The organism is Paenibacillus vietnamensis, from assembly GCF_020169515.1.
GTDB lineage: Bacteria > Bacillota > Bacilli > Paenibacillales > Paenibacillaceae > Pristimantibacillus > Pristimantibacillus vietnamensis.
In genome coordinates this window covers 154,542-175,744 of sequence record NZ_JAHMHW010000003.1, presented here as the reverse complement: position 1 = coordinate 175,744, position 21,203 = coordinate 154,542, and the positions used below count along the sequence as shown (strand labels likewise).

Here is a 21,203-nt window from a genome sequence, read left to right as displayed (position 1 = left end):
GTTCCGCTCTAACCCCGCCTCCTGTCCGTTAGCCACCAACACTTACTACTTTGTCACTCTAAGCTGCGTTTATGTCCATTACTCTACCCAGATAACTCAGACGCGGCAGATTGGCTTGCGGTACGGCGAAGGTGCATGCTTAACTCTGCTGCAGCTTTTGCTTGACCGGAATCCAAATCTCGCTCTTGAAAGTCGGCGACGTTACGTCCTTATGCTCGTTCCACAGCATTTCCGGACCTTCCGCCAGCTCATAGCCTGCGGATGGGAACCATTCGGAATAGATGCGTCCCCATACGTTCTGCAGCGTTTCCGGAAACGGTCCGACGGCGGTGAACACCGCCCATGTCGAGGCGGCCACCTCGAGCTGCGCCAGGCGGTCCGGGCCATCCTTGGTCGTTGCGGCGCCGATATAATGATCCAGCTCTCCTTTTTCCTCCATACGCCCTTCGGAGAAGTTCGCGGATGCGCTTAGCAGCCCTTTGGGCTCGACATTCGACAGCTCTTTCAGCTCGCGGATCGTATCGGCATCCAGGCTTTTCCACATGGCCGCAATGTCCGGGTTCACCCCTTCGAAAACAATCGGAACTCTTTTTTTGATGCCGACGATGCGAAACGCCTCTTTCTCCTCAATCCGGTAATTCATTTCACTGCCTCCTCTAATCGTTAACTGGAAGGTCATGCGCGGATAGGCTTTGAGCGGATGGCCGCTGCTTCGGGCTTCCGTCGGCGTAACGCCATGCAGCAGCTGAAAGGCTCTGGCGAACGAGTCCGGCGAGCCGTACCCGTATTTCAACGCGACGTCGATCACCTTCACGCCGCCGTCCTTCAGCTCGAATGCGGCGAGCGTCAGCCTTCTGCGGCGGATGTACTCCGACAGCGGAATGCCCGCAAGGAAGGAAAACATCCGCTTGAAATGATATTCGGAGCACAAAGCGAGTCTGGCCGCCTCGGCAAAGTCGATGTCCTCCGCGAGATTGTCCTCGATATATTTCATCGCTTCGTTCATGCTTTGCAGCATATTCATCACATGACCTCCTCTGCCATTAGAGTAACAGGATCCGGAGCCGCCGGCCCGACAATCCTTGCACCGGAAAAATGGCTAAGCAGCTATCGCCCTGATAAGGTTAGCCGCAACGCCTCCGAGAATCTCCCGGCACCCGGTTCCAGCTCGTCAAGGGCCGGACGGGCATAGGTCAGACGAACGTAACCGGGCTCGGAGCCATACACGCTGCCGGGAACAAACAAAACCCCTTGTTTCATGCCGTTTTCCAACAGTCTAAAATCATTGACGGGTTCATGGATTTTGCCCCATAAATTCAGTCCGCCTTTCGGCAAATGGAACTCGATCATGCCTGAAAGACTTTTATCGAGCGCCGAAGCAAGAATATCCCTTCTGTAAAGAAGCCTTTCCTGAAGGTTTTGCAAATAGGGGGACAACCGGCCGGACAACAAAAGCTGCGAAGCAATCCACTGCGGAAATATGCTCAGGCCAAAATCCATCTGCTGTCTCGCATCCGACAGCCGTTTAATGACGGTTTGGGGCGCGGCCATCCAACCGATCCGAAGACCCGAAGCCGCGATTTTGGATAACGAACCAATATAGAGAACGGTGCCGCTCCGGTCCAGCATTTTTAAGGGAGACGGCGCCGTACCCTCCATAGCGGTAAGGCTGAACGGATCATCCTCAACGATCGGGATGCCAAGCTCCTCGCAGCAGGTCAATATCCCGGTTTTGCGCTGCTCGCTCATGACGGTTCCCGTCGGGTTCTGAAAATTCGGATTGAGGAACACCATCTTGATGCGATGCTGGCGGTGCAGCTCCCGGATATCGCCCTCTTGAACACCATCCCGGTCTACAGGCAGCCCGAACAGGCGAAGGCCTGCCGATTGAAACATGGGCAGCGAATAGCAATAAGAAGGATTTTCGATCCCGATCGCATCGCCGGGATTCAGCAAGCATTGCGTGATGAGGAACAAAGACTGCTGGGAGCCGGAAGTTACCAGAATGGATTCGTCCGTCGCTGCGATGCCGCGTCTTTCTTTGAGAAAGCCCGACAGAGCGGCCCGAAGCGGGGCGAAACCCTGCGGATCCCCGTATCCGAGCGGTTCTTCGAACGGCATCTCCTTCAGCAGGCTTCGAATCGCCTCATTCGGCGACAAATCAGGGGCAAGCTCTCCGCTTGCAAAATTGATGAAAGGCAGCCCGGTCTGCAAACCTTCGCGAATCCGGCGCATAAAAGGGAGGTTCGGCAAAAACACGCCGCCTTCGGTGTATCGGTTCCAATTCGGCGTGGCCCGCGGGGCCATTCCCCATTTGCGGGCGCTCACCCGCGTTCCGCTTCCTGTTGCGCTTTCGATGATGCCCGAGGCGCGAAGGTCCTCGTACGCCTGGACGACGGTGCTGCGGTTTACGCCTAGCTGTCCGGCAAGCTTGCGTTCGGAAGTCAGCAAGCTCCCGGGCGGAAGCTCGCCGAGCAGAATTCGTTGTTCGATGTGCTCCGCAATTTGCTGATATAACGGTTTTTTGGCATGACGGTCAGGTTTCCACAATCGCAAGCACCTCCAACATAACAAGGATACGCTTCGGGAGCTTTTCAAGCAAGCGCGCAGCCATCCATTCGCAATTGGCTGGTGTAAACGGACCGGGAGTGGATGGTGACGCAGCAAAGCCGGTATTTTATACTTGAACCGACCTTAGCCGAATCGGTGCTCGCTGCCCGGCAATTGCGGCTAATTTGACAAGGGAGGATCATCATCATGGACGTGCCTGTGGGAGTATGGATATTTTCGGCCATTATCGTCATTGTGCTGGCTTGGATAACATTCTGGATTACGAATAAAGCTTACTCAAGAAGATGGGAAGATCACGACGCGGGAGATAAGTAAAAGGGGATGAACGGACATGGGTGCGAGGACGATCACGGCCGGATTCCTTTCTGCCTTGCTGGCTTGTACCGGAGGCGCGATACTGGTCGTACAAGCAGCTGAAACAGCAGGTTTATCGAAGGCAGAGCTTATTTCCTGGCTTACCTCGGCGTATATCGCGGGAGGTTTGCTCAACCTGTGCTTAACCTTGAAATATAAAATTCCGTTCGCCGGCGCACACTCTATAACCGCTGCAGCCTTTCTTGGAACGGCTGCGGCCGGCTATTCGTATCCGCAGCTTGCGGGGGCTTTTGTCATGTCCGGGCTGTTCATTTTGCTTGCCGGCTGTACAGGAGTTTTCTCCAAGGCGGTAAAAGTTATCCCCGGGCAGCTGATCGATGCTCTGCTGGCGGGTCTTGTTCTTACGTATGTGCTGCAGCTGGTTCCGGCAGGCCTTAGCTTGCCGTACTCTGGACTATTCGCCGGAGCAGGCTTCTTTCTTTTGCCGCTTCTGGTAAAACGGATTCCTCCTGCGCTCGGGGCGCTTCTTTTCGGTTTGTTTGGATTAGCCATCGAATACCGGTTCCCGGCTTTGCCGGCGCCCGAGTTCATCCTTCCTATGCCGGTAATGCCTCAATTCACAATGACGGGGCTATTATCGCTTGCCATTCCGATGTCTTTGCTGATTTTGAGCAATGATCTAGCAGTAGCCATGACGTCATTTAAAAGCAATCGGTTTGACCCGCCCGTCGATAAATCGCTGATCGCTTCCGGGGCAGCCGGCATGGCAGCCGGATTTTTCGGAGGAAATGCCGCAAACGTCGGAGGTTTGATGAGTGCGCTTTGCAGCAGTCCGGAATCGGGGCCGCACCAGCAAAGATACCTGGCGGCAGCTCTCTCGAGTTTAATCGTCATCGGATTCGGGGCCTTTGCCTGGAGAGCGGTCGACATCATTAACGTCATGCCTGCTTCTTTTATCCAGCTGATGACAGGATTTTCTCTCCTCGGATTGTTCCTTAAAGCGCTTGGAAGAGCTTTTTCAAATAAGCCGTTATTTTTTCCCTCAATTCTCACTTTTGCGGTTGCTGCGCTGCATGTGAGTATGTTCGGCATTTCTACGCCTATCTGGGCGCTTGGCGCCGGAATTGTTCTCATGAAGGGTTTGCCGCCAATCAGACAAATTTTCATCAAATGAAAACAGCTTCCCAAACCCCGGTGCCGCGGGGCGGGAAGCTGGTTTTATGCATTATTCAATAATGACCTGCGAAGCATGCTCATTCATATCGAGCGAAGGATGGGATGCATCGAGCACGGCTTCGCCGTTCACCCGCAAATTGCGGATGGTCACGCCGGTCACGGGACGCTCCGCGCTGTAGCCGTAAATGCGCGACGGGTTGGCGCCCTGCCCGTTGTATACGATGTTTTGAAGAACGACGTTTTCGATCCGGTTGCCGGGCACGGGGTTGTAATCCTTGTTCCAGACGACGCGGATATCGAACAGGCGGCCGAGCTCGAAATGCTCCACCCGGATGTTATCGTAGGTGACGTTCCTTACCGTATTCAGGTCGCCAGAGTTGATCGCCATCGCCCCCTGGTAATTTTCCTGCGGCTCGTGGTGCTCCAGGATATCGATATTTTCGAACCGGATGTCCTCGATCGTATCGCCGTTATGGTGATAATCGCCGTGCGTGCCGATCATGAGCGGATGAGCCACATCGGCCCAGAAGCTGGAGTTGCGGACCGTAATATGGCGGGAGTCGCCCCGGTAATCCCAGCGGCTTCCATAGATGGCGACGCAATCGTCGGAGGTGCGCAGGAAGACGTCGTCGATATCGATATACGAGCTTGACATGATGTCGATGCCGTCGCTCCATCCCTTGCAGCTGAACGACTTGAAATTGCCGATGCGGATATGCTCCGACTGGCCGATATAAATGCTGTAGTGAGGCGGATTAACCGTCGTGACGCCTTCGACCTCCACGTTGCTGGAGAACAGGATGCGCACGCCCCGGAAAGCGGAGAACCGGTGGAAATCGGTCAGGTAAACGAAGCCCCGTCCGCGGATCGTAACGTCACGCACACGGTCGCAGACCATGGAGCCTGCGACGGCCGCCCCGCCTGCGATATAAACGGTTTTTCCCGATGGGATGCGCAGCAGCGTCTCTTCGATATAGTGCAGGCCCGGCAAAAAATACAAAACATCCGGCTCCGCTTCGCCTTCCGCGTGCGGCGTAGTAAGCGGGCGGAGCAGGTGCTCGGTGCGGTGGATGCCGGGTTTAACGGCAATGACGTTCGGAGAGCCGGGCAGCGGCGCGTCTTCCTCCAGCGGATTGGCGAACAGGTGCAGGCAGCCGAAGCGGTCGCCGTTCGTTTCGACGGCCAGCTTGCGCGGCCGGTCCAGTGTAAAGCGAATCGTGCCGCCGGTCAGCTCGAACGGAATACGATAGGATAAAGGCCTGATGACCGCCGATTCGATTTCTTCTGTCATCGAAGCCACTTCGACCTCGACCGGCCCTTCCATATCGAAGGTGGCAAGCGAGGCTTGGCGGACGTTATGCATGTCGATGCTGACTTCATAGGTATGCAGGGCAATCCATTGTCCGCCGGGCTTGCGGACGCGGACGGAAAAGTCTGCGCGTTGGGGAATTCCTTTTATTTCGGGATAAGCGACAATCGTCATGGTGAGCCTCCGGATCCAAATAAATTAGCGAAAAGCTGTGCTGCTACTAATGTAGCTTATTTTGCGGAGACGCTCGATCCCTGTTCGGCAATCCATTAAAAAACTGCTATAAATGCTTAAAAAGTTATCATAAGCCTATGCCAGCGTATGTCCGTTACCGGATGCCGGCCGGCAGGACGAGTTAGTTTTTTGCACTCATACCTTAGTTTCTTCCATCGCCATAGGTTGAATGCGCTCTTATAATCGGGTTGACGGCAGGTATACGAAGCTTAGGAGTAGGCCGCCCGGTATTCGGTAGGTGACAAATTCGTCTCTTTTCGAAAAAACTTGGTAAAATGGTTCGTTTCCTTAAACCCCGTCCGGCCGGCGATCTCCTTGATGCTGAGCGGAGTGGTCACAAGCAGCTGCTTCGCCCGCTCGGTCCGTTTGCGGTTGACGTATTTCAACGGAGGCACGCCAAAATGCTTTTTGAAATAAGCAATAAAATAATTGGGATGCAAATGGACCGCCTCCGCCATCTGATCGACGGTAATGCCCTCGTGCAGCCTATCGTCCACCAGCTGCTGGATGACGCTGAGACGGCTCAATTCGCCGCTGCGGTGCTGCAGGATGCGGAGCGGCACATGCTCCAGAAAGAGGCTGACAATTTCCAGCAGCAGCGCTTTTTCGCGAAGCCTCGCGATGACGGTACGCTGCCGGCTGCAGCTGACCAGATCCTTGAACAAGGCGGTCAGCTTGTCCGGGTCGGTTACGTTAATGCACAGCGGTACGCCGATCCATTGAAAAAGATCGAAAGGGCCGGCCGTCATTTGAAAATGGCACCAGTACTTCAAATAGGGACGGTCGTTAAGCGCGGAGAAGGACAGCTTGCTGTTCACCGGCATCAGGAACAGCTGTCCGGGCTTCGGATAGTAATCTTTGCCGCCGATGCGGATCCATCCTTCGCCTTCGAGAATGAAGTAAAGCTTATTGTAGGAAGGAACGGAATCCGTTTCGCCCCAGTTGTTCGTCACCTGGGTATGCTGCGCGACGATCAGCTCGAGCTGCAGCGATTGCAGCAATTCGGATAACGCTTGTTGTTCGTTGTCTGGCATCATAGACGTTCACCTGCATCCGGTAGAGTTTGTGCATGTTTATGTTAATAGTAATGGATTAGGCAGGCAAATAAAAGGCGCTCTAAGGAGATGGGGAAAAGGGATGGAACAACGGCTGGAAGACCGGATTTGGTACAAGCAGGCCGCAAGCGTGTGGGAGGAAGCGTTGCCCGTTGGCAACGGTAAGCTGGGCGGGATGGTGTTCGGCGGCACGGTCCGCGAAAGAATCGCCTTAAATGAAGACAGCGTCTGGTACGGCGGTCCGCGGGACCGCAACAATCCGGACGCGCTGCCGAATCTGGAGAAGATCCGGGGGCTTTTGAAGGAAGGGCGGCTGCGGGAAGCGCATGAGCTGGCGACAATGGCATTGTCCGGCGTGCCGGAGACGCAGCGGCACTATATGCCGCTCGGCGACCTGCAGATCAGCTTCCGGTACGGGATGCAGGGAGAGGCCCGGGATTATGTGCGGGAGCTTGATATGATGAGCGGCATGGCGTCTGTCAGCTATTCGGTCGGTGACACTCTCTACCGCCGCGAAACGTTCGCAAGCTTCCCGGATGAGGTGCTTGTGACGAGACTGACGGCGGACAAGCCGGGCAGCATCAGCTTTACGGCGAGATTGACGCGCGGACGCAACCGCTATTACGACGAGCTGGCGAAAGCGGACGACCGGACGATCGTTATGCGCGGATGCTGCGGCGGCGCCGGCGGATCGGATTTCCGGACGGCGCTCCGGGCGTTGGCCGAAGGCGGAACCGTACGGATCGTCGGCGAGCATCTTGTCGTGGACGGGGCGGACAGCGTCACGCTGCTGCTGTCGGCCGCGACGTCGTTCCGCCACTCCGATCCGGAGCCTTATACGCTCCGTACGGTCGATCGCGCCGAAGCAGCCGGCTTCGGCGAGCTGAAAAAACGTCACGTTGGCGATTTTGCCGCGCTCTCGGGACGCGTGTCTCTGAAGCTTGGCGGGGCGGAGGAGCGTTCCGCGGCTGCCGATGACGCCGCAAGCCTGCCGACCGACGAGCGGCTGAGGCTTGTCCGGGAAGGCGGCCGGGATGCCGGACTGACGGCGCTTTATTATCATTTTGGCAGATATCTGCTTATTTCAAGCAGCCGGCCCGGCTCGCTGCCCGCCAATTTGCAGGGCATTTGGAACGAGCATATGCTGCCGCCTTGGGACAGCAAATATACGATCAATATTAACGCTCAAATGAATTATTGGCCGGCCGAGTCCGGCAATCTGGCGGAATGCCACGAGCCGCTGTTCGAGCTGATCGAACGGATGCGCGAGCCGGGCCGGGCGACGGCGCGGACGATGTACGGCTGCGAAGGCTTCGTGGCCCATCATAACACCGACATCTGGGCGGATACGGCGCCGCAGGACATTTATTTGCCGGCCACCTACTGGCCGATGGGAGCGGCATGGCTTTGCCTGCATTTGTGGGAGCATTACGCATTCGGACTCGATCTCTCCTTCCTGAAGCGGGCGTATCCGGCGATGAAGGAAGCGGCTCTGTTCTTCGAGCAATTTCTAACGGAAACGGAAGACGGCCTTTTCGTGACGAATCCGTCCGTTTCGCCGGAGAACACGTACATTTTGCCGAACGGCGAATCCGGCACGCTGTGCATCGGACCGGCGATGGACAGCCAGATTTTGCACGAGCTGTTCTCGGCCTGCATAGAAGCTTCGGAAGCGCTGGGCGCGGACGAGGAGCGGCGCCGGCTGTGGACGAAGCTGCGGGAGGGCTTGCCGCAGCCCGCAGTCGGCAGGCACGGGCAGCTGCTGGAGTGGATGGAGGATTACGAGGAGGCGGAGCCGGGCCACCGTCATATTTCCCACTTGTTCGCCCTTTATCCGGGCTCCCGGTTTTCCGTCCGCGGCACGCCGGAATGGACGGACGCTTCGCGAGTGACGCTCGAGCGCAGGCTTGCAAACGGAGGCGGGCATACGGGGTGGAGCAGAGCCTGGATCATTAACTTTTGGGCGCGGCTCGAGGACGCGGAGAAGGCCTATGAGAATGTGCAGGCGCTGCTCAGCCACTCCACGCTGCCGAATTTGTTCGATAATCATCCTCCGTTTCAAATCGACGGAAATTTCGGCGGGGCGGCGGGCATTACCGAAATGCTGCTGCAAAGCCACGCGGGCGAGCTTCATTTGCTGCCGGCGCTGCCTGGCGCCTGGAGCGATGGAGAGGTGCGCGGCCTTCGGGCAAGAGGCGGCTTCGAAGCCGATATCCGCTGGTCCGGCGGCAGGCTGACGGGCGCTGTCATCCGCGCGGGCGTGGAAGGCGCATGCCGTCTGCGGGCGGGCGAACCGGTCATCATAACGGAAAACGGTAACGAAATCGCAGCAGAGGCGGACAGCACGGGAGCCGTCACGTGGACCGCGCGCGCCGGCGCTGAATATCAGGTGATCGTACGAGACTCGGACAGGGGGAATTAGAATGAGGCTTCTATACAACAAATCCGCATCCGTCTGGACAGAAGCGCTTCCTCTCGGCAACGGCCGGCTAGGCGCTATGATGTTCGGGGGCGTTGAAACCGAACTGCTGCAATTGAACGAGGACACGCTTTGGTCAGGGGTGCCGCGCACGGGTACGAACCCGGACGCAGCGGTCAAGCTGCCGCAGCTTCGCCGCCTGATCGAAGAGGAGCGTTACGCGGAAGCGGATATGCTGAGCAAGGAAATGATGGGGCCTTACACGCAATCGTATTTGCCGCTGGGGGACTTGAAGATCGAATTCACTCACGACGGCAAGGCGGCGGAGTATGAGCGCACGCTTTCCCTGGACAATGCAGAAGCCTCCGTACGGTACCGGATCGGCGAGGCGGAATACCGGAGAACGTGCTTCGTCTCGCAGCCCGATCAGGTGCTGGCGCTGCGGCTGGAGACGGATTTGCCGGGCTCGCTGGCTTTTACGGCTAAGCTGGACAGCCGGCTGAAGCACCGGACCGGCGCGAGCGGGGAGCAGCTGGCGCTGTCGGGGGAATGTCCCGCCAATGTGAATCCGAACTATTACCATACGGACACACCGATCGACTACAGCGAGCCGGCCATGCTCTTCGAAGGCAGGCTGGGCGTTAAGCTCGAGGGAGGAAGCATCCGCTTGGACGAAAGCGGGCTTCATGTTGAAGGAGCCTCCGCTGCAACTCTCGTTTTCAGCGCGGCGACGAGCTTTAACGGCTATAACCGCCATCCGCGGACGGACGGTGCCGATCCGGTTTCCGCCGCGGAGCGGTATGTCCGCCAAGCTCTCGAGAAGCCGTACGCGGAGCTGCAGCAGGCGCATTACGACGATTACCGGGCCTTGTATAACCGCGTTTCCTTGAAGCTGGGATCGGCCGCTCAGCAGCATGAACACCTGCCGACCGACGCTCGGGTAGCGGCTTACGGCGCTGATGATCCGAAGCTCGCAGAACTGTTATTCCAGTTCGGCCGGTATTTGCTTATCGCCAGCTCCAGGCAGGGGACGCAGGCGGCGAATCTGCAGGGCATCTGGAACAAAGAGCTGCAAGCGCCATGGAGCAGCAATTATACGCTGAATATTAATGCAGAAATGAACTATTGGCTGGCGGAAACCTGCCATTTGGCGGAATGTCATGCACCGCTTCTCGATTATATTGCGAATATGGCGCATACCGGAGCGGTCGTCGCCCGCGAAAATTACGGGCTTCGCGGCTGGGTCGCCCACCATAACAGCGATATTTGGTGCCATGCGGCGCCGGTCGGCGCTTTCGGTCACGGGGATCCGGTCTGGGCCAGCTGGTTTATGGCGGCGCCATGGCTGTGCGCCCATCTATGGGAGCATTATGCATTCGGCGGAGACACGGAGTATTTGCGCGATAAAGCGTATCCGGTCATGAAGGAAGCGGCGCTGTTTTGCCTGGACTGGTTAACGGAGGATGCCGGCGGGTATCTGGTCACGTCTCCGTCGACTTCTCCCGAGCATAAATTTGTCGCACCGGACGGCGTCATGGCCGGCGTCAGCAAAGGGGCGACGATGGATATGGCGCTGATCCGGGAGCTGTTCGCGAATTGCATCGCGGCGGCCGAAGCGCTGAACGCGGATGAGGAATTCCGCCGGCAGCTGGCCGCGGCGGCGGCGAAGCTGCTGCCTTACCGGATCGGGCAGTACGGACAGCTGCAGGAATGGGCGAACGACTTCGAGGACGAGGATGTCCATCATCGCCACGTCTCGCATTTGTACGGCGTATATCCGGGCAGCGAGCTGACGGAGCGGTTGGACCCGGTCCATTACGCGGCGGCGCAGCGCTCGCTCGAGCGGCGCGGCGACGAAGGGACCGGCTGGAGCTTGGCCTGGAAGCTGGCATTATGGGCTCGCTTCGGCGACGGCAACAGGGCTCACCGTCTGATCGGCAATATGCTCAGGCTGGTGGAAGACGGCCGGTCGGGCTTCTCGGGCGGCGGCGTTTATCCGAACCTGTTCGGCGCCCATCCGCCGTTTCAAATCGACAGCAACTTCGGCTACACGGCCGGCGTGGCGGAAATACTGCTGCAGTCGCATGAAGGCGTCATCCGTCTGCTCCCTGCGCTGCCGGATGCATGGCCGGAGGGCGAAGTATCGGGCCTGCGGGCCCGCGGCGGCTTCGAGATCGGCATGAGCTGGCAGGGCGGCAAGCTTGCAAGCGTCGAGGTGCTGTCGGTAAACGGCGGGATATGCCGGTTAGCTGCGGCGGTGCCGCTTAAGCCCGAAGGCACGGAAGCTGCGGGCGGCACGGAGCTGCAATGGCAGACAGAAGCGGGAACACGTTACAAGTTCACGGCTCTGGCGGCCGTATCCGGCAAATAGGTTCAGGCGGGGTAAGGAGAAAGCACGCGGTCAGCGATGACCGTGTGCTTTTTTGTGTGGAAATGGCTGCATGTTATCAGGGGAGAGCTGGAAATCTGCCTTCTTATCTTTATTTTGTCTAGTATATCTTTAATTTGTATCCTATTTGAAAGGCCTTTCATCAAGTATCTTATGAATATCAACTACATTTATAGATTCAAGCATTCAAAAAAGGGAGGATACAACATGAAACACGGCAAAAAAAGCGCAGCCCTGCTGTCATTGGTGCTTGCGGGATTGCTGGCCTTGAGCGCGTGCTCGGGCAATTCGGGCGGCAACGGGCCGGCGGCTTCGCCTGGCAGCGGTTCGAACACACAGGGGGGAGATGAAAAACCGGTTGAACTTATCTGGTATACGATCGGCACTCCGCAGAAGGATTTGGACCGCGTTAACGAAGAGGTAAACAAATATACGCTGGAAAAAATCAACGCAACCGTCCAAATGAACATGCTGGACTGGGGCGACTATTCGCAGAAGATGGGCGTCATGACCGCTTCGGGCACGCCGGTCGACATTATGTTTACGGCGTCCTGGGCATTCGATTACGTGCAAAACGCAAGAAAAGGCGCGTTCATGTCGATCGACGAGCTGCTCAAATCTCACGGACAGGGCATTCTTGACGTGCTGGACCCGGCATTTCTCGAGGGCTCCAAGGTTGACGGCGTCAACTACGGCATTCCGGCGAACAAAGAGCTGCCTGCCCAGGAAGTATGGCGCTTCAACAAAAAATTGCTTGATAAGTATAACTTAAAGCTGGATGGGGTCCGTACGCTGGAAAGCCTTGAGCCGCTGCTGGCAACCATCAAGGCAAACGAGCCGAACGTGACGCCGCTGGCGATCGCCAAAGACTTTATGCCGCTGGCCGGGTACGACTACCTGATTGAAAAAATGCCGATGGCGGTCAAGCTGGATACAAAAGACTTCAAAGTCGTCAACATCCTCGAAACGCCGGAGATGCAAAAAGAGCTGGATACGATGAGAAAGTATTATCAAGCAGGATATATTGCAACGGAAGCGGCTACGCTTGACACGATGAACGATGCCATTCTGGCGGGCAACTGGTTTACGGACCGGGCCGCTACACAGCCGTTTGCCGACAATCTATGGTCCGCGAGCTACGGTTATCCGGTCGTATCCACGCCGGCCGGCGAGCCGACGATTTACAACTGGTCCGTCATGGGCTCCATGCAGGCGATTTCGGCGAATTCGGAGCATCCGGAAAAAGCGATGGAGTTTCTGAATCTGCTGAATACCGATCCTTATTTGCGCAATTTGATCGATTCCGGCATCGAGGACGTGCATTACAAAAAAACCGGCGACAATGTCATGGAAAATCTGCCTGAAGCGCAAAACTACGACATGCCGACCTTCTCGCTCGGGAACGTTATGCTGACGTATTTGACCAAGGACGATCCGGCAACGAAATGGGAAGAGTTCAAAACGTTCAACGCGTCCGGCAAGCCGTCGCCGATTCTCGGCTTTAACTTCAACGGGTCCAATGTCGCCACGGAGCTGGCTACTTTGCAAAACGTCAAAGAGGAATTCTGGTCCACGCTGATGACCGGCACGGTCGATCCGAAGGAATATTTGCCTAAAGCGATCGAAAAGTTTAAAACGGCCGGGCTCGACAAAGTGATTGCGGAAGCCCAAAAGCAGCTTGACGCTTGGGTTGCGGAGCAAAAATAACGGTTTGCTTGAGGGGCGAATGGCGGCGACGCCTTCGCCCGCTCTTTTTATAAGGGCGGAATGGAGGGATCATGTGAAATCTCTGATCTCCGTATTAAGAGATATGAACAAAAACAAGGCATTGCTGATGATGGTGCTGCCGGCTGCGGTCTGGTTCGTATGCTTCTCCTACCTGCCGATGGCGGGGATGATTATCGCGTTCAAGGAGTACCGTTATTCGAGGGAAGGCTTTCTCGCCAGCATTATGAACAGCAAGTGGGTCGGCTTCGACAACTTCAAATTTTTGTTCAGCACCTCGGACGCCTACGTCATTACCCGGAACACCATTCTGTACAACGCGGCGTTTATCGTGCTCGGGCTCGTGCTGGCAGTGGCGCTTGCGGTCATGCTGTCGGAGCTGGTCAACAAGCGGCTGGCGAAATGGTTCCAGACGGGCATGTTTTTGCCGCACTTCTTGTCGTGGGTGATCGTCGGTTATTTCGTGTTCAGCTTTCTGAGCGTCGACAGAGGCATTGTCAATCAGGCATTGGGTTTGTTCGGCATTGATCCGATGCATTGGTATAACGACAAAACGTATTGGCCGGTCATTCTCGTGTTTGTTTTTCTATGGAAAAGCATCGGCTACAACAGCGTGATCTACTTGGCGGGCATCATGGGCATCGACCGTTCGCTCTACGAAGCGGCGATGATCGACGGAGCCAGCAAGCGGCAGCAAATCTTCAGAATTACGATACCGATGCTGACCCCGCTCATGGTCATTATGACGCTGCTGGCGGTCGGAAAAATCTTTTATGCCGATTTCGGCCTGTTCTACCAGATTCCGCGCGATTCGGGGACGCTGTACTCCGTTACCAACGTCATCGACACCTACGTTTATCGCGGGCTCAAGGTGACCGGCGAGATCGGCATGAGCGCCGCGGCAGGCTTGTATCAGTCCGTAGTCGGATTCGTGCTCGTCGTTGTGTCCAACACAATCGTCCGCAGAATCGATAAGGACAATGCGCTGTTTTAACTTCAAGAGTGGAAGGGTGGGGGAGTCATGATTGGAGTCCGCAAAAAAAGACGCGATTTTTCGCAGCTGTCGCCGCTCGGCAACGCGCTGGCCGTTCTGCTCGCAGGAGGCTTTGCCTTTCTGTGCGTGTTCCCGTTTTTGTTTGTCATCCTTATTTCCTTTACGGATGAAGCGGCGCTGGCCCGCAACGGGTACAGCATCTTTCCGGAAAAATGGAGCCTGGAGGCATACCGCTACATCTTCCTGACCGGAGATCAATTGCTGCGCTCCTACGGCGTCACGATTCTGGTTACGGTGCTTGGCACGCTCATCAGCCTCGTTATGATCTCGCTGTTTTCTTACGCCGTTTCGCGCAGAAGCTTTAAATACCGCAATTTTTTTGCGTTTTTCGCTTTTTTTACAATGCTGTTTAACGGAGGCCTCGTACCGACCTACATCGTGGTAACGCAGCTGCTCGGGATGAACGACAGCTTGTGGGCGCTTATTATGCCGATGGCGGTGAACGCCTTTTACATTATGATTATGCGCACGTTTTTTATTCTGTCGGTACCGGAGTCCATTATCGAAGCGGGCAAAATCGACGGCGCAAGCGAGTTCGGCGTATTTATCCGGCTCGTTCTGCCGCTGTCGCTGCCCGGACTCGCGACGATCGGACTGTTCAGCACGCTTGCTTACTGGAACGACTGGTTCAACGCGCTGCTTTATATCGACAGCCCGAACCTGGTTCCTCTGCAATCGATGCTGATGCGGATCGAAACAAGCATGCAGTTTTTGCTGCAAAATTCGAACAATCCGTCCGTCAACTCGGGACTGCTGCAGTCGCTTCCGCAGGATACGTCCCGCATGGCCATGGTCGTGCTGGCCACGGGTCCGATCGTGCTGGCTTATCCGTTTTTCCAGCGTTATTTTGTACAGGGCTTGACGGTTGGCGCAGTTAAAGAATAACGGCATAGATAACAAAGGAGAGATCTATACATGACATACAAAGACAATACGAAGCCGGCCGCGGAGCGTGCGGAGCTGCTGCTTGGCCAAATGACGCTGGAGGAGAAGATCGGTCAAATGCTTCAGCCGTTCGGCTGGAAGGTATTCGAGAAGAAAGACGGCGAAGCGGCGGTGACCGCCGAGTTTGCCGAGCGGCTGGCGAAGCAGGGCGTAGGCTCGCTGTACGGTACGCTGCGGGCCGACCCGTGGACCGGCGTGACGCTTGCGGACGGCTTGTCGCCAAGGGAGGGCGCCGAGCTGCTGAACCGGGTCCAACGGGCGGCAATCGAGCAGTCCCGTCTCGGCATTCCGATCCTGTTCGGGGAGGAATGCTCGCACGGGCATATGGCGATCGGCGCGACGGTGTTTCCCGTTCCGCTGTCCATGGGCAGCTCCTGGAACGTGGAGCTGTACCGCCGCGTCTGCCGGGCTATTGCGCTGGAGACGAGAAGCCAGGGCGGAGCCGTAACGTATTCGCCGGTGCTCGATGTCGTCAGGGATCCGCGCTGGGGCCGGACCGAGGAATGTTTTGCCGAGGATCCGTATTTGATCGCGCAGTTTGCCGTCGCCTCGGTGGAAGGGCTGCAGGGAGAATCGCTTGCCTCCCAGGACAGCGTCGCCGCGACACTCAAGCATTTTGCCGGCTATGGCAGCTCCGAAGGGGGACGGAATGCCGGTCCCGTCAGAATGGGCATGCGCGAGCTTCGCGATGTCGATCTGCTGCCGTTCCGCAAAGCGGTCGAAGCGGGAGCAAGGTCCGTCATGACGGCGTACAATGAAGTCGACGGCGTTCCGTGCACGTCGAGCGAAGAGCTGCTGGATGGGCTGCTGCGCCGGGAATGGGGCTTTGAAGGCCTCGTCATTACGGATTGCGGCGCTATCGACATGCTGATCGAAGGGCATGACGTGGCGGACGGCAAGCCGCAGGCGGCGGCGATGAGCGTCAAGGCCGGCGTCGATATGGAAATGTCCGGTCACATTTTGGAGAAAGCCTTGCTTGAGGCGCTGTCTTCCGGTTTGCTCGAGGAAGCGGATGTAGACCGGGCGGTAAGGCGCATATTGACGCTGAAGTTCGAGCTCGGCCTGTTCGACAATCCTTATGCCGACCCGGATCTGGCGGAACGCTCGATCGGCTGCGAGGAGCATGCCGCGCTTGCCAGGCAGATCGCCGCGGAAGGAACGGTTTTGCTGAAGAACGAAGGAGGTTTGCTGCCGCTTCGCAAGGATAGCGGCGTCATTGCGTTGATCGGACCGAATGCCGATCAATTGTATAATCAGCTTGGCGACTATACGTCGCCGCAGCCGCGCGCGAATATCGCCACGGTAAAGGACGGCATCGAAGCCAAGCTGGGGACGGAATCCGGCCGGCTGCTGTACGCTCCGGGCTGCCGCATCAACGGCGACTCCCGGGAGGGCTTCGCGGCGGCGATCGCCTGCGCGGAGCGTGCGGATACGATCGTTGCCGTGCTGGGCGGCTCCAGCGCGCGCGATTTCGGCGAAGGCACGATTAATTTGACGACCGGCGCTTCCGTCGTAACCGGCCACTCCTGGAGCGACATGGATTGCGGAGAAGGGATCGACCGGTCCGGCCTGGCGCTGTCGGGCGTCCAGCTTGAGCTGTTGAAGGAGCTCCACAAGCTGGGCAAGCCGATTGTGCTCGTCTATATTAACGGCCGGCCTGTGGCGGAGCCGTGGATCGACGAGCATATTCCCGCCATTATGGAAGCTTGGTATCCGGGACAGGAAGGCGGCCATGCCATCGCCGATCTGCTGTTCGGGGACCTCAATCCGTCCGGCAAGCTGACGGTGTCGATCCCGAAGGATGTCGGCCAGCTTCCGGTGTACTATAACGGCAAGCGATCGCGCGGCAAGCGGTATCTCGAGATGGACTCCAAGCCGCGTTATCCGTTTGGCTACGGCCTCAGCTACACGACATTTAAATATGAAGGTCTGGTCGTCGAGCCTGAGCGGATGAAAGCGGACGGCGAGGCCGTCGTCCGCGTGACGGTGTCGAACACCGGTCCTGTGGCCGGCGACGAGGTGGTGCAGCTGTACATCTCCGACCGGACGAGCTCGGTGACTCGGCCGTTTAAGGAGCTGAAGGGCTTCGAGAAGATCGGGCTTAAGCCCGGCGAGTCCCGCGAGGTAGCGTTTACGGTGAGCGCCGAGCATCTGCAATTTACGGGAGCGGACGGCCAGCCGGTCGTCGAACCGGGGCGCTTCGACATCATCATCGGCACTGGCGGCGAGACGTTTGCGGCCGCCGGATTGACGATCGAGGAGGACAATTAGAATGGCGAACGGAATGCTTGCAAGAATTAAACGGTTTATCGATCAATTGGAAAGCAAGCGGCTGCTCGCGTCGCTGCCGCTGCCGGCCTGGTCGGCCCGCCGGGCTGTCTATGAGGGCCCGGAGTCTTACCGTTTTATCGATCAGAATGCTGCGTCCATCGAAGTAGGAGACTGGCTTGTCGACAGCGGCATGACGATCTTCATGGAGAATACCGTCCAGTTGCCTGCCGAATGGACGGGACGCGAGGCGGGACTGGTAATCAGGCCCGGCGCCGCGGGCATCCCGACGATGCATGAAGCGCTGGTGCGCTTTGACGGCATCCCTTACCACGGGATTGACCGGAACCGCAGCTACGTGCCGCTTCCGGCGAAAGAGGACGGCGAGCGGACTTACAAGGTAGACGTTGAGCTGTTTAATCCCGCCGCCCAGGCGCTGGATACGCTCAACCGGCAGAACGAACCGGCCGAATACGATCCCGCGCCGCTCAGGCTGCTTCAAAGCGAGCTTGTGTTGCTGAACCGCGCGGCCGACAGCTTGCTGTTCACGATAAAGGTTTATTATGAAGCGGCGGTATTGCTCCCGGACGGCGACATGAACAAATCGCTGATCGGGCAGGCGCTGCTGGAAGCGGCAGATGCCGCGCTGGGTTATACGGAGTCGGATTGGCAGGACGAGCAGCGGCTGGCCGATGCGGAGGCCAGGGTGATGGAGCGGGTTCAGCCCGCGGCCGCCTTTACGCAGGGCAAGCTTCATCTGGTCGGACAATCGCATATCGACCTGGCGTGGCTATGGCCGGCGAAGGAGGCGGTGCGCAAATGCAGCCGAACCTTCTCGACGATGAGCACGCTGCTGGACGAATTCCCGTCCTTCACGTACGCCCAAAGCCAGCCGCAGGCATACGCCTACGTCAAGCAGTATTACCCCGAGCTGTACGAGCGGGTGAAACGCCATATCGAAGCCGGAAGATGGGAGCTCGTCGGCGGCATGTGGGTCGAGCCCGATCTGAACATCCCGTCGGGCGAATCGCTTGTGCGACAGCTGCTGTACGGCATGACCTTTTACAGCGAGGAGTTCGGGCGCCGTCCGCGCATCGAGTGGCTGCCGGACACGTTCGGCTATTGCGCCTCGCTGCCGCAGCTGCTGCGCAAGGCGGGCATCGAATATTTTATGACCACCAAGATGAACTGGAACGATACGAACGCGTTTCCGTACGATCTGTTTCACTGGAAAGGCATCGACGGGACGGACATTCTGGCGTATGTCTGCCACGGCATTAATGAATATACACATCCGAAGGAGCTGCGCGTCCATTGGGACAGCTATAAGCAGAAGGCCGAGCATCCGGAGCAAATGCTGCTGTACGGCCATGGGGACGGCGGCGGCGGCGTGACCCGCGAAATGCTGCTATATGCATCGCGCTCGGAGACGCTTCCGGGCTTGCCGGCCACCGCATTCAGCACTGCGCACGACTTTTTCGACCGGATCGCCGAAGCGCAGCCGTCCCTGCCGACCTGGCAGGGGGACATGTATTTAGAGCTGCACCGCGGAACGTATACGACGCATGCAAGGAACAAGCGCTGGAACCGCAAGGCTGAGGTGCTGTTCCGCGAAGCGGAGGTATGGGGCACGCTTGCCGCGCTTCATGGGGCGGGCGCCGGAGCAGGCAGGCTGGCGAAGGCGGCCGGCTCGCTTGAGCAAGGGTGGAAAAAGCTGCTTTTCAATCAATTCCACGACATTATTCCGGGTACGTCCATTCCCGATGTGTACGTGAAGTCGCGCGAGGATTACGAGGAGATCCGGACGATCGGCGAAGATGCCGTTGCACTCGCGCTGAACGAGCTGGAGCAGCGTATCGATACGCGCGGCGAAGGCGTTCCTCTTATCGTGTTCAACAGCTTGTCGTGGAACCGCTCCGAAGCTGTGACATTAAGAGGAGCAAGAGAGTGGAGCCGGCTTGCCGTCTATGATGAAGAAGGCAGGGAGCTTTGCTCCCACGTGCTGAGGGAAGATGGCGAAGCCTGCGGGCTGGCCGTGCAAGTGAAAGAAATTCCCCAAATGGGCTATCGCACCCTATGGCTGCGGGATAAGGAAAGGGAAGCTGCGGCTGAGCCTGCCCCGTTCGAAGGCAAATGGGAGACGGACTATTATAAAGCCGTCTGGAACGGACGCGGGGAGCTCGTATCGCTGTACGACAAGCGGAACGACCGCGAGCTTATCCCCGCAGGCGAATGCGCCAATCAGCTTCAGCTGTTTCACGACAGGCCGCTCGTATGGGACGCCTGGGACATCGATCCCCGTTTCGAGCAGCAGCCGGCCGCAGCAGCGGAGCTGCTGTCGGCGGAGGTGGCGCACACAGGCGCGGTACAGGACGTCATTCGCATGAAGTGGAAGCTGTCCGAATCCGTCGTCGAACAGGATATTATTTTTTATCGCGGCCAGGCCAGAATCGATTTTGCGACGAGGGTCGATTGGAGAGAAGCCCATAAGCTGCTCAAGGTTTCGTTCCCCGTCGAAGTGCTGTCATCACGAGCGACCTACGAAATTCCTTTTGGAGCGATCGAGCGCATGACGCATACGAACACGAGCTGGGAAGGCGCCCAGTTCGAAGTGTGCGGCCATCGCTGGGCCGATCTGTCGGAAGGCGGTTATGGCGTGGCGCTGCTGAACGATTGCAAATACGGCTACGACGTCAAGGGGGGCCGGCTGCGCTTGTCGCTGCTGCGTGCGCCGAAATGGCCCGATCCGGGAGCCGATCTGGGAGAGCATCAGTTCGTTTATTCCCTGTATCCGCATGAGGGGGATTGGAGAGACGGCGAGGTCGTCAAAAGAGGGTATGAGCTGAACCATCCGGTGCTGCTCATCGCGGCGGAATCGCATGAAGGTACGCTGCCGCCTTCGGCTGCGCTGATCGAAACCGTATCGCGCCATACGGTGGTGGACACGGTCAAGCCGGCGGAGTCCGGCGACGGTGTCGTCGTCCGCTTGTACGAAGCTTCGGGCGGAAGGGAACGCGCACAGGTGACGTTCGCCGCTCCGGTCGCTGCCGTGCACGAAACGAATTTGCTCGAGGAAGAAGCGGCGGAGCTGTCCCTAAGCGGCGGTGCCGTGACTTGTCCTGTCACCCCTTACGAGGTGAAAACGATCAAGCTTCACCCGAAATGGTAATTGGTTACATTGCTTCTCTGCGCGCTTGCAGTACGATGTTTAGTAGCGCAGGGAAGCTTCTTTCATTTTTACAGGACGCACCGGATCATCCGGCATGCACTTTATACATCGGAAGGTGAGGGCTTACAAGCTTCAACAGGCTCTGATGCAGGTTGTGCAACAGAATCGGCGTATAGGCGTTGTAGAGCTTGTTAAGCGCACGATCTGCTGTATAAAGCTGCAGCGGAAGCCCATTACGCGAACCCGATGTCAGGTTTTAGCTGCATTTTATACATTGGACGCCGGGCAAAATTGTCCGGGCCTTAAAGCTGGATATGTCATCGGCAACTGTTATCCATTTTACGGATGCGCAGCAAATTTCGTCATAGGCAGGAATTAAAATCAAAGAACTCTGGATGTTTCCGGAGTTCTTTTTTTGCGGTATGCTTAAGGCAAGGATGATCGATGCTCCGGCTTGTCAGTCTTCTCGAGCAGCCATTCCCCCTCATTTGAACCAACCGCACGCTTGGCGCAAACATGACAATATTCCTACATTTTCTCACATCCAATCGAAACTTTACGCGGCAACCGGAGG

At 57.5% G+C, this 21,203-nt stretch carries 13 protein-coding genes; 9 read left to right on the top strand and 4 right to left on the bottom strand.

Features of this window, described 5'->3' with window-relative positions; all coding sequences use genetic code 11:
* Window positions 1–139: 139 nt before the first annotated feature.
* Window positions 140–1,024 carry an AraC family transcriptional regulator gene (locus KP806_RS08825; protein ID WP_224723214.1) on the bottom strand — a complete coding sequence of 295 codons (885 nt, stop codon included), beginning with the start codon at window positions 1,022–1,024 and terminating at the stop codon, window positions 140–142.
* 83 nt (window positions 1,025–1,107) lie between these two features.
* The gene (locus KP806_RS08820; RefSeq protein ID WP_224723213.1) at window positions 1,108–2,550 is read right to left on the bottom strand and encodes an aminotransferase-like domain-containing protein; all 1,443 of its coding nucleotides are present in this window, start codon (window positions 2,548–2,550) and stop codon (window positions 1,108–1,110) included.
* 207 nt (window positions 2,551–2,757) lie between these two features.
* On the opposite strand from KP806_RS08820, the gene KP806_RS27550 reads away from it, so the two are divergent.
* Together KP806_RS27550 and KP806_RS08815 are read left to right on the top strand one after the other, a co-directional pair.
* A complete protein-coding gene (locus KP806_RS27550) occupies window positions 2,758–2,886 on the top strand; it encodes a hypothetical protein (protein WP_263575638.1) in 129 nt (42 codons plus the stop codon).
* 16 nt (window positions 2,887–2,902) lie between these two features.
* Window positions 2,903–4,060: a benzoate/H(+) symporter BenE family transporter gene (locus tag KP806_RS08815; protein ID WP_224723212.1), complete on the top strand. Its 1,158-nt coding sequence runs from the start codon at window positions 2,903–2,905 to the stop codon at window positions 4,058–4,060.
* A 51-nt stretch (window positions 4,061–4,111) separates the two neighbouring features.
* On the opposite strand, the gene KP806_RS08810 is transcribed toward KP806_RS08815, so the two are convergent.
* Together KP806_RS08810 and KP806_RS08805 are read right to left on the bottom strand one after the other, a co-directional pair.
* Window positions 4,112–5,545 (bottom strand): glycosyl hydrolase family 28 protein, encoded by a 1,434-nt coding sequence (locus KP806_RS08810; RefSeq protein ID WP_224723211.1) that lies wholly within the window; start codon window positions 5,543–5,545, stop codon window positions 4,112–4,114.
* Between the two features lie 269 nt (window positions 5,546–5,814).
* Window positions 5,815–6,642: an AraC family transcriptional regulator gene (locus tag KP806_RS08805; protein WP_224723210.1), complete on the bottom strand. Its 828-nt coding sequence runs from the start codon at window positions 6,640–6,642 to the stop codon at window positions 5,815–5,817.
* A 100-nt stretch (window positions 6,643–6,742) separates the two neighbouring features.
* Here KP806_RS08805 and KP806_RS08800 point away from each other — a divergent pair, with 100 nt between their 5' ends.
* The 7 genes from KP806_RS08800 to KP806_RS08770 all read left to right on the top strand — a co-directional run bounded on the left by KP806_RS08800 (window position 6,743) and on the right by KP806_RS08770 (window position 20,629).
* Entirely contained in the window at window positions 6,743–9,082 is a 2,340-nt protein-coding gene (locus KP806_RS08800) for a glycoside hydrolase family 95 protein (RefSeq protein ID WP_224723209.1), read from the top strand.
* Between the two features lies 1 nt (window position 9,083).
* Window positions 9,084–11,450 carry a glycoside hydrolase family 95 protein gene (locus KP806_RS08795; protein ID WP_224723208.1) on the top strand — a complete coding sequence of 789 codons (2,367 nt, stop codon included), beginning with the start codon at window positions 9,084–9,086 and terminating at the stop codon, window positions 11,448–11,450.
* 225 nt (window positions 11,451–11,675) lie between these two features.
* Window positions 11,676–13,175, top strand: a complete 1,500-nt coding sequence (locus KP806_RS08790) for an ABC transporter substrate-binding protein (RefSeq protein WP_224723207.1) — start codon at window positions 11,676–11,678, stop codon at window positions 13,173–13,175.
* 103 nt (window positions 13,176–13,278) lie between these two features.
* Complete coding sequence (locus KP806_RS08785; protein WP_397376380.1) at window positions 13,279–14,187, top strand: ABC transporter permease; 909 nt, start codon at window positions 13,279–13,281, stop codon at window positions 14,185–14,187.
* 27 nt (window positions 14,188–14,214) lie between these two features.
* On the top strand, window positions 14,215–15,132 hold the full coding sequence (locus tag KP806_RS08780; RefSeq protein ID WP_224723206.1) for a carbohydrate ABC transporter permease: 918 nt from the start codon (window positions 14,215–14,217) through the stop codon (window positions 15,130–15,132).
* A gap of 30 nt (window positions 15,133–15,162) precedes the next feature.
* Window positions 15,163–17,463 (top strand): glycoside hydrolase family 3 N-terminal domain-containing protein, encoded by a 2,301-nt coding sequence (locus KP806_RS08775; RefSeq protein ID WP_224723205.1) that lies wholly within the window; start codon window positions 15,163–15,165, stop codon window positions 17,461–17,463.
* 1 nt (window position 17,464) lies between these two features.
* Complete coding sequence (locus KP806_RS08770) at window positions 17,465–20,629, top strand: alpha-mannosidase (RefSeq protein WP_224723204.1); 3,165 nt, start codon at window positions 17,465–17,467, stop codon at window positions 20,627–20,629.
* Window positions 20,630–21,203 lie beyond the last annotated feature (574 nt).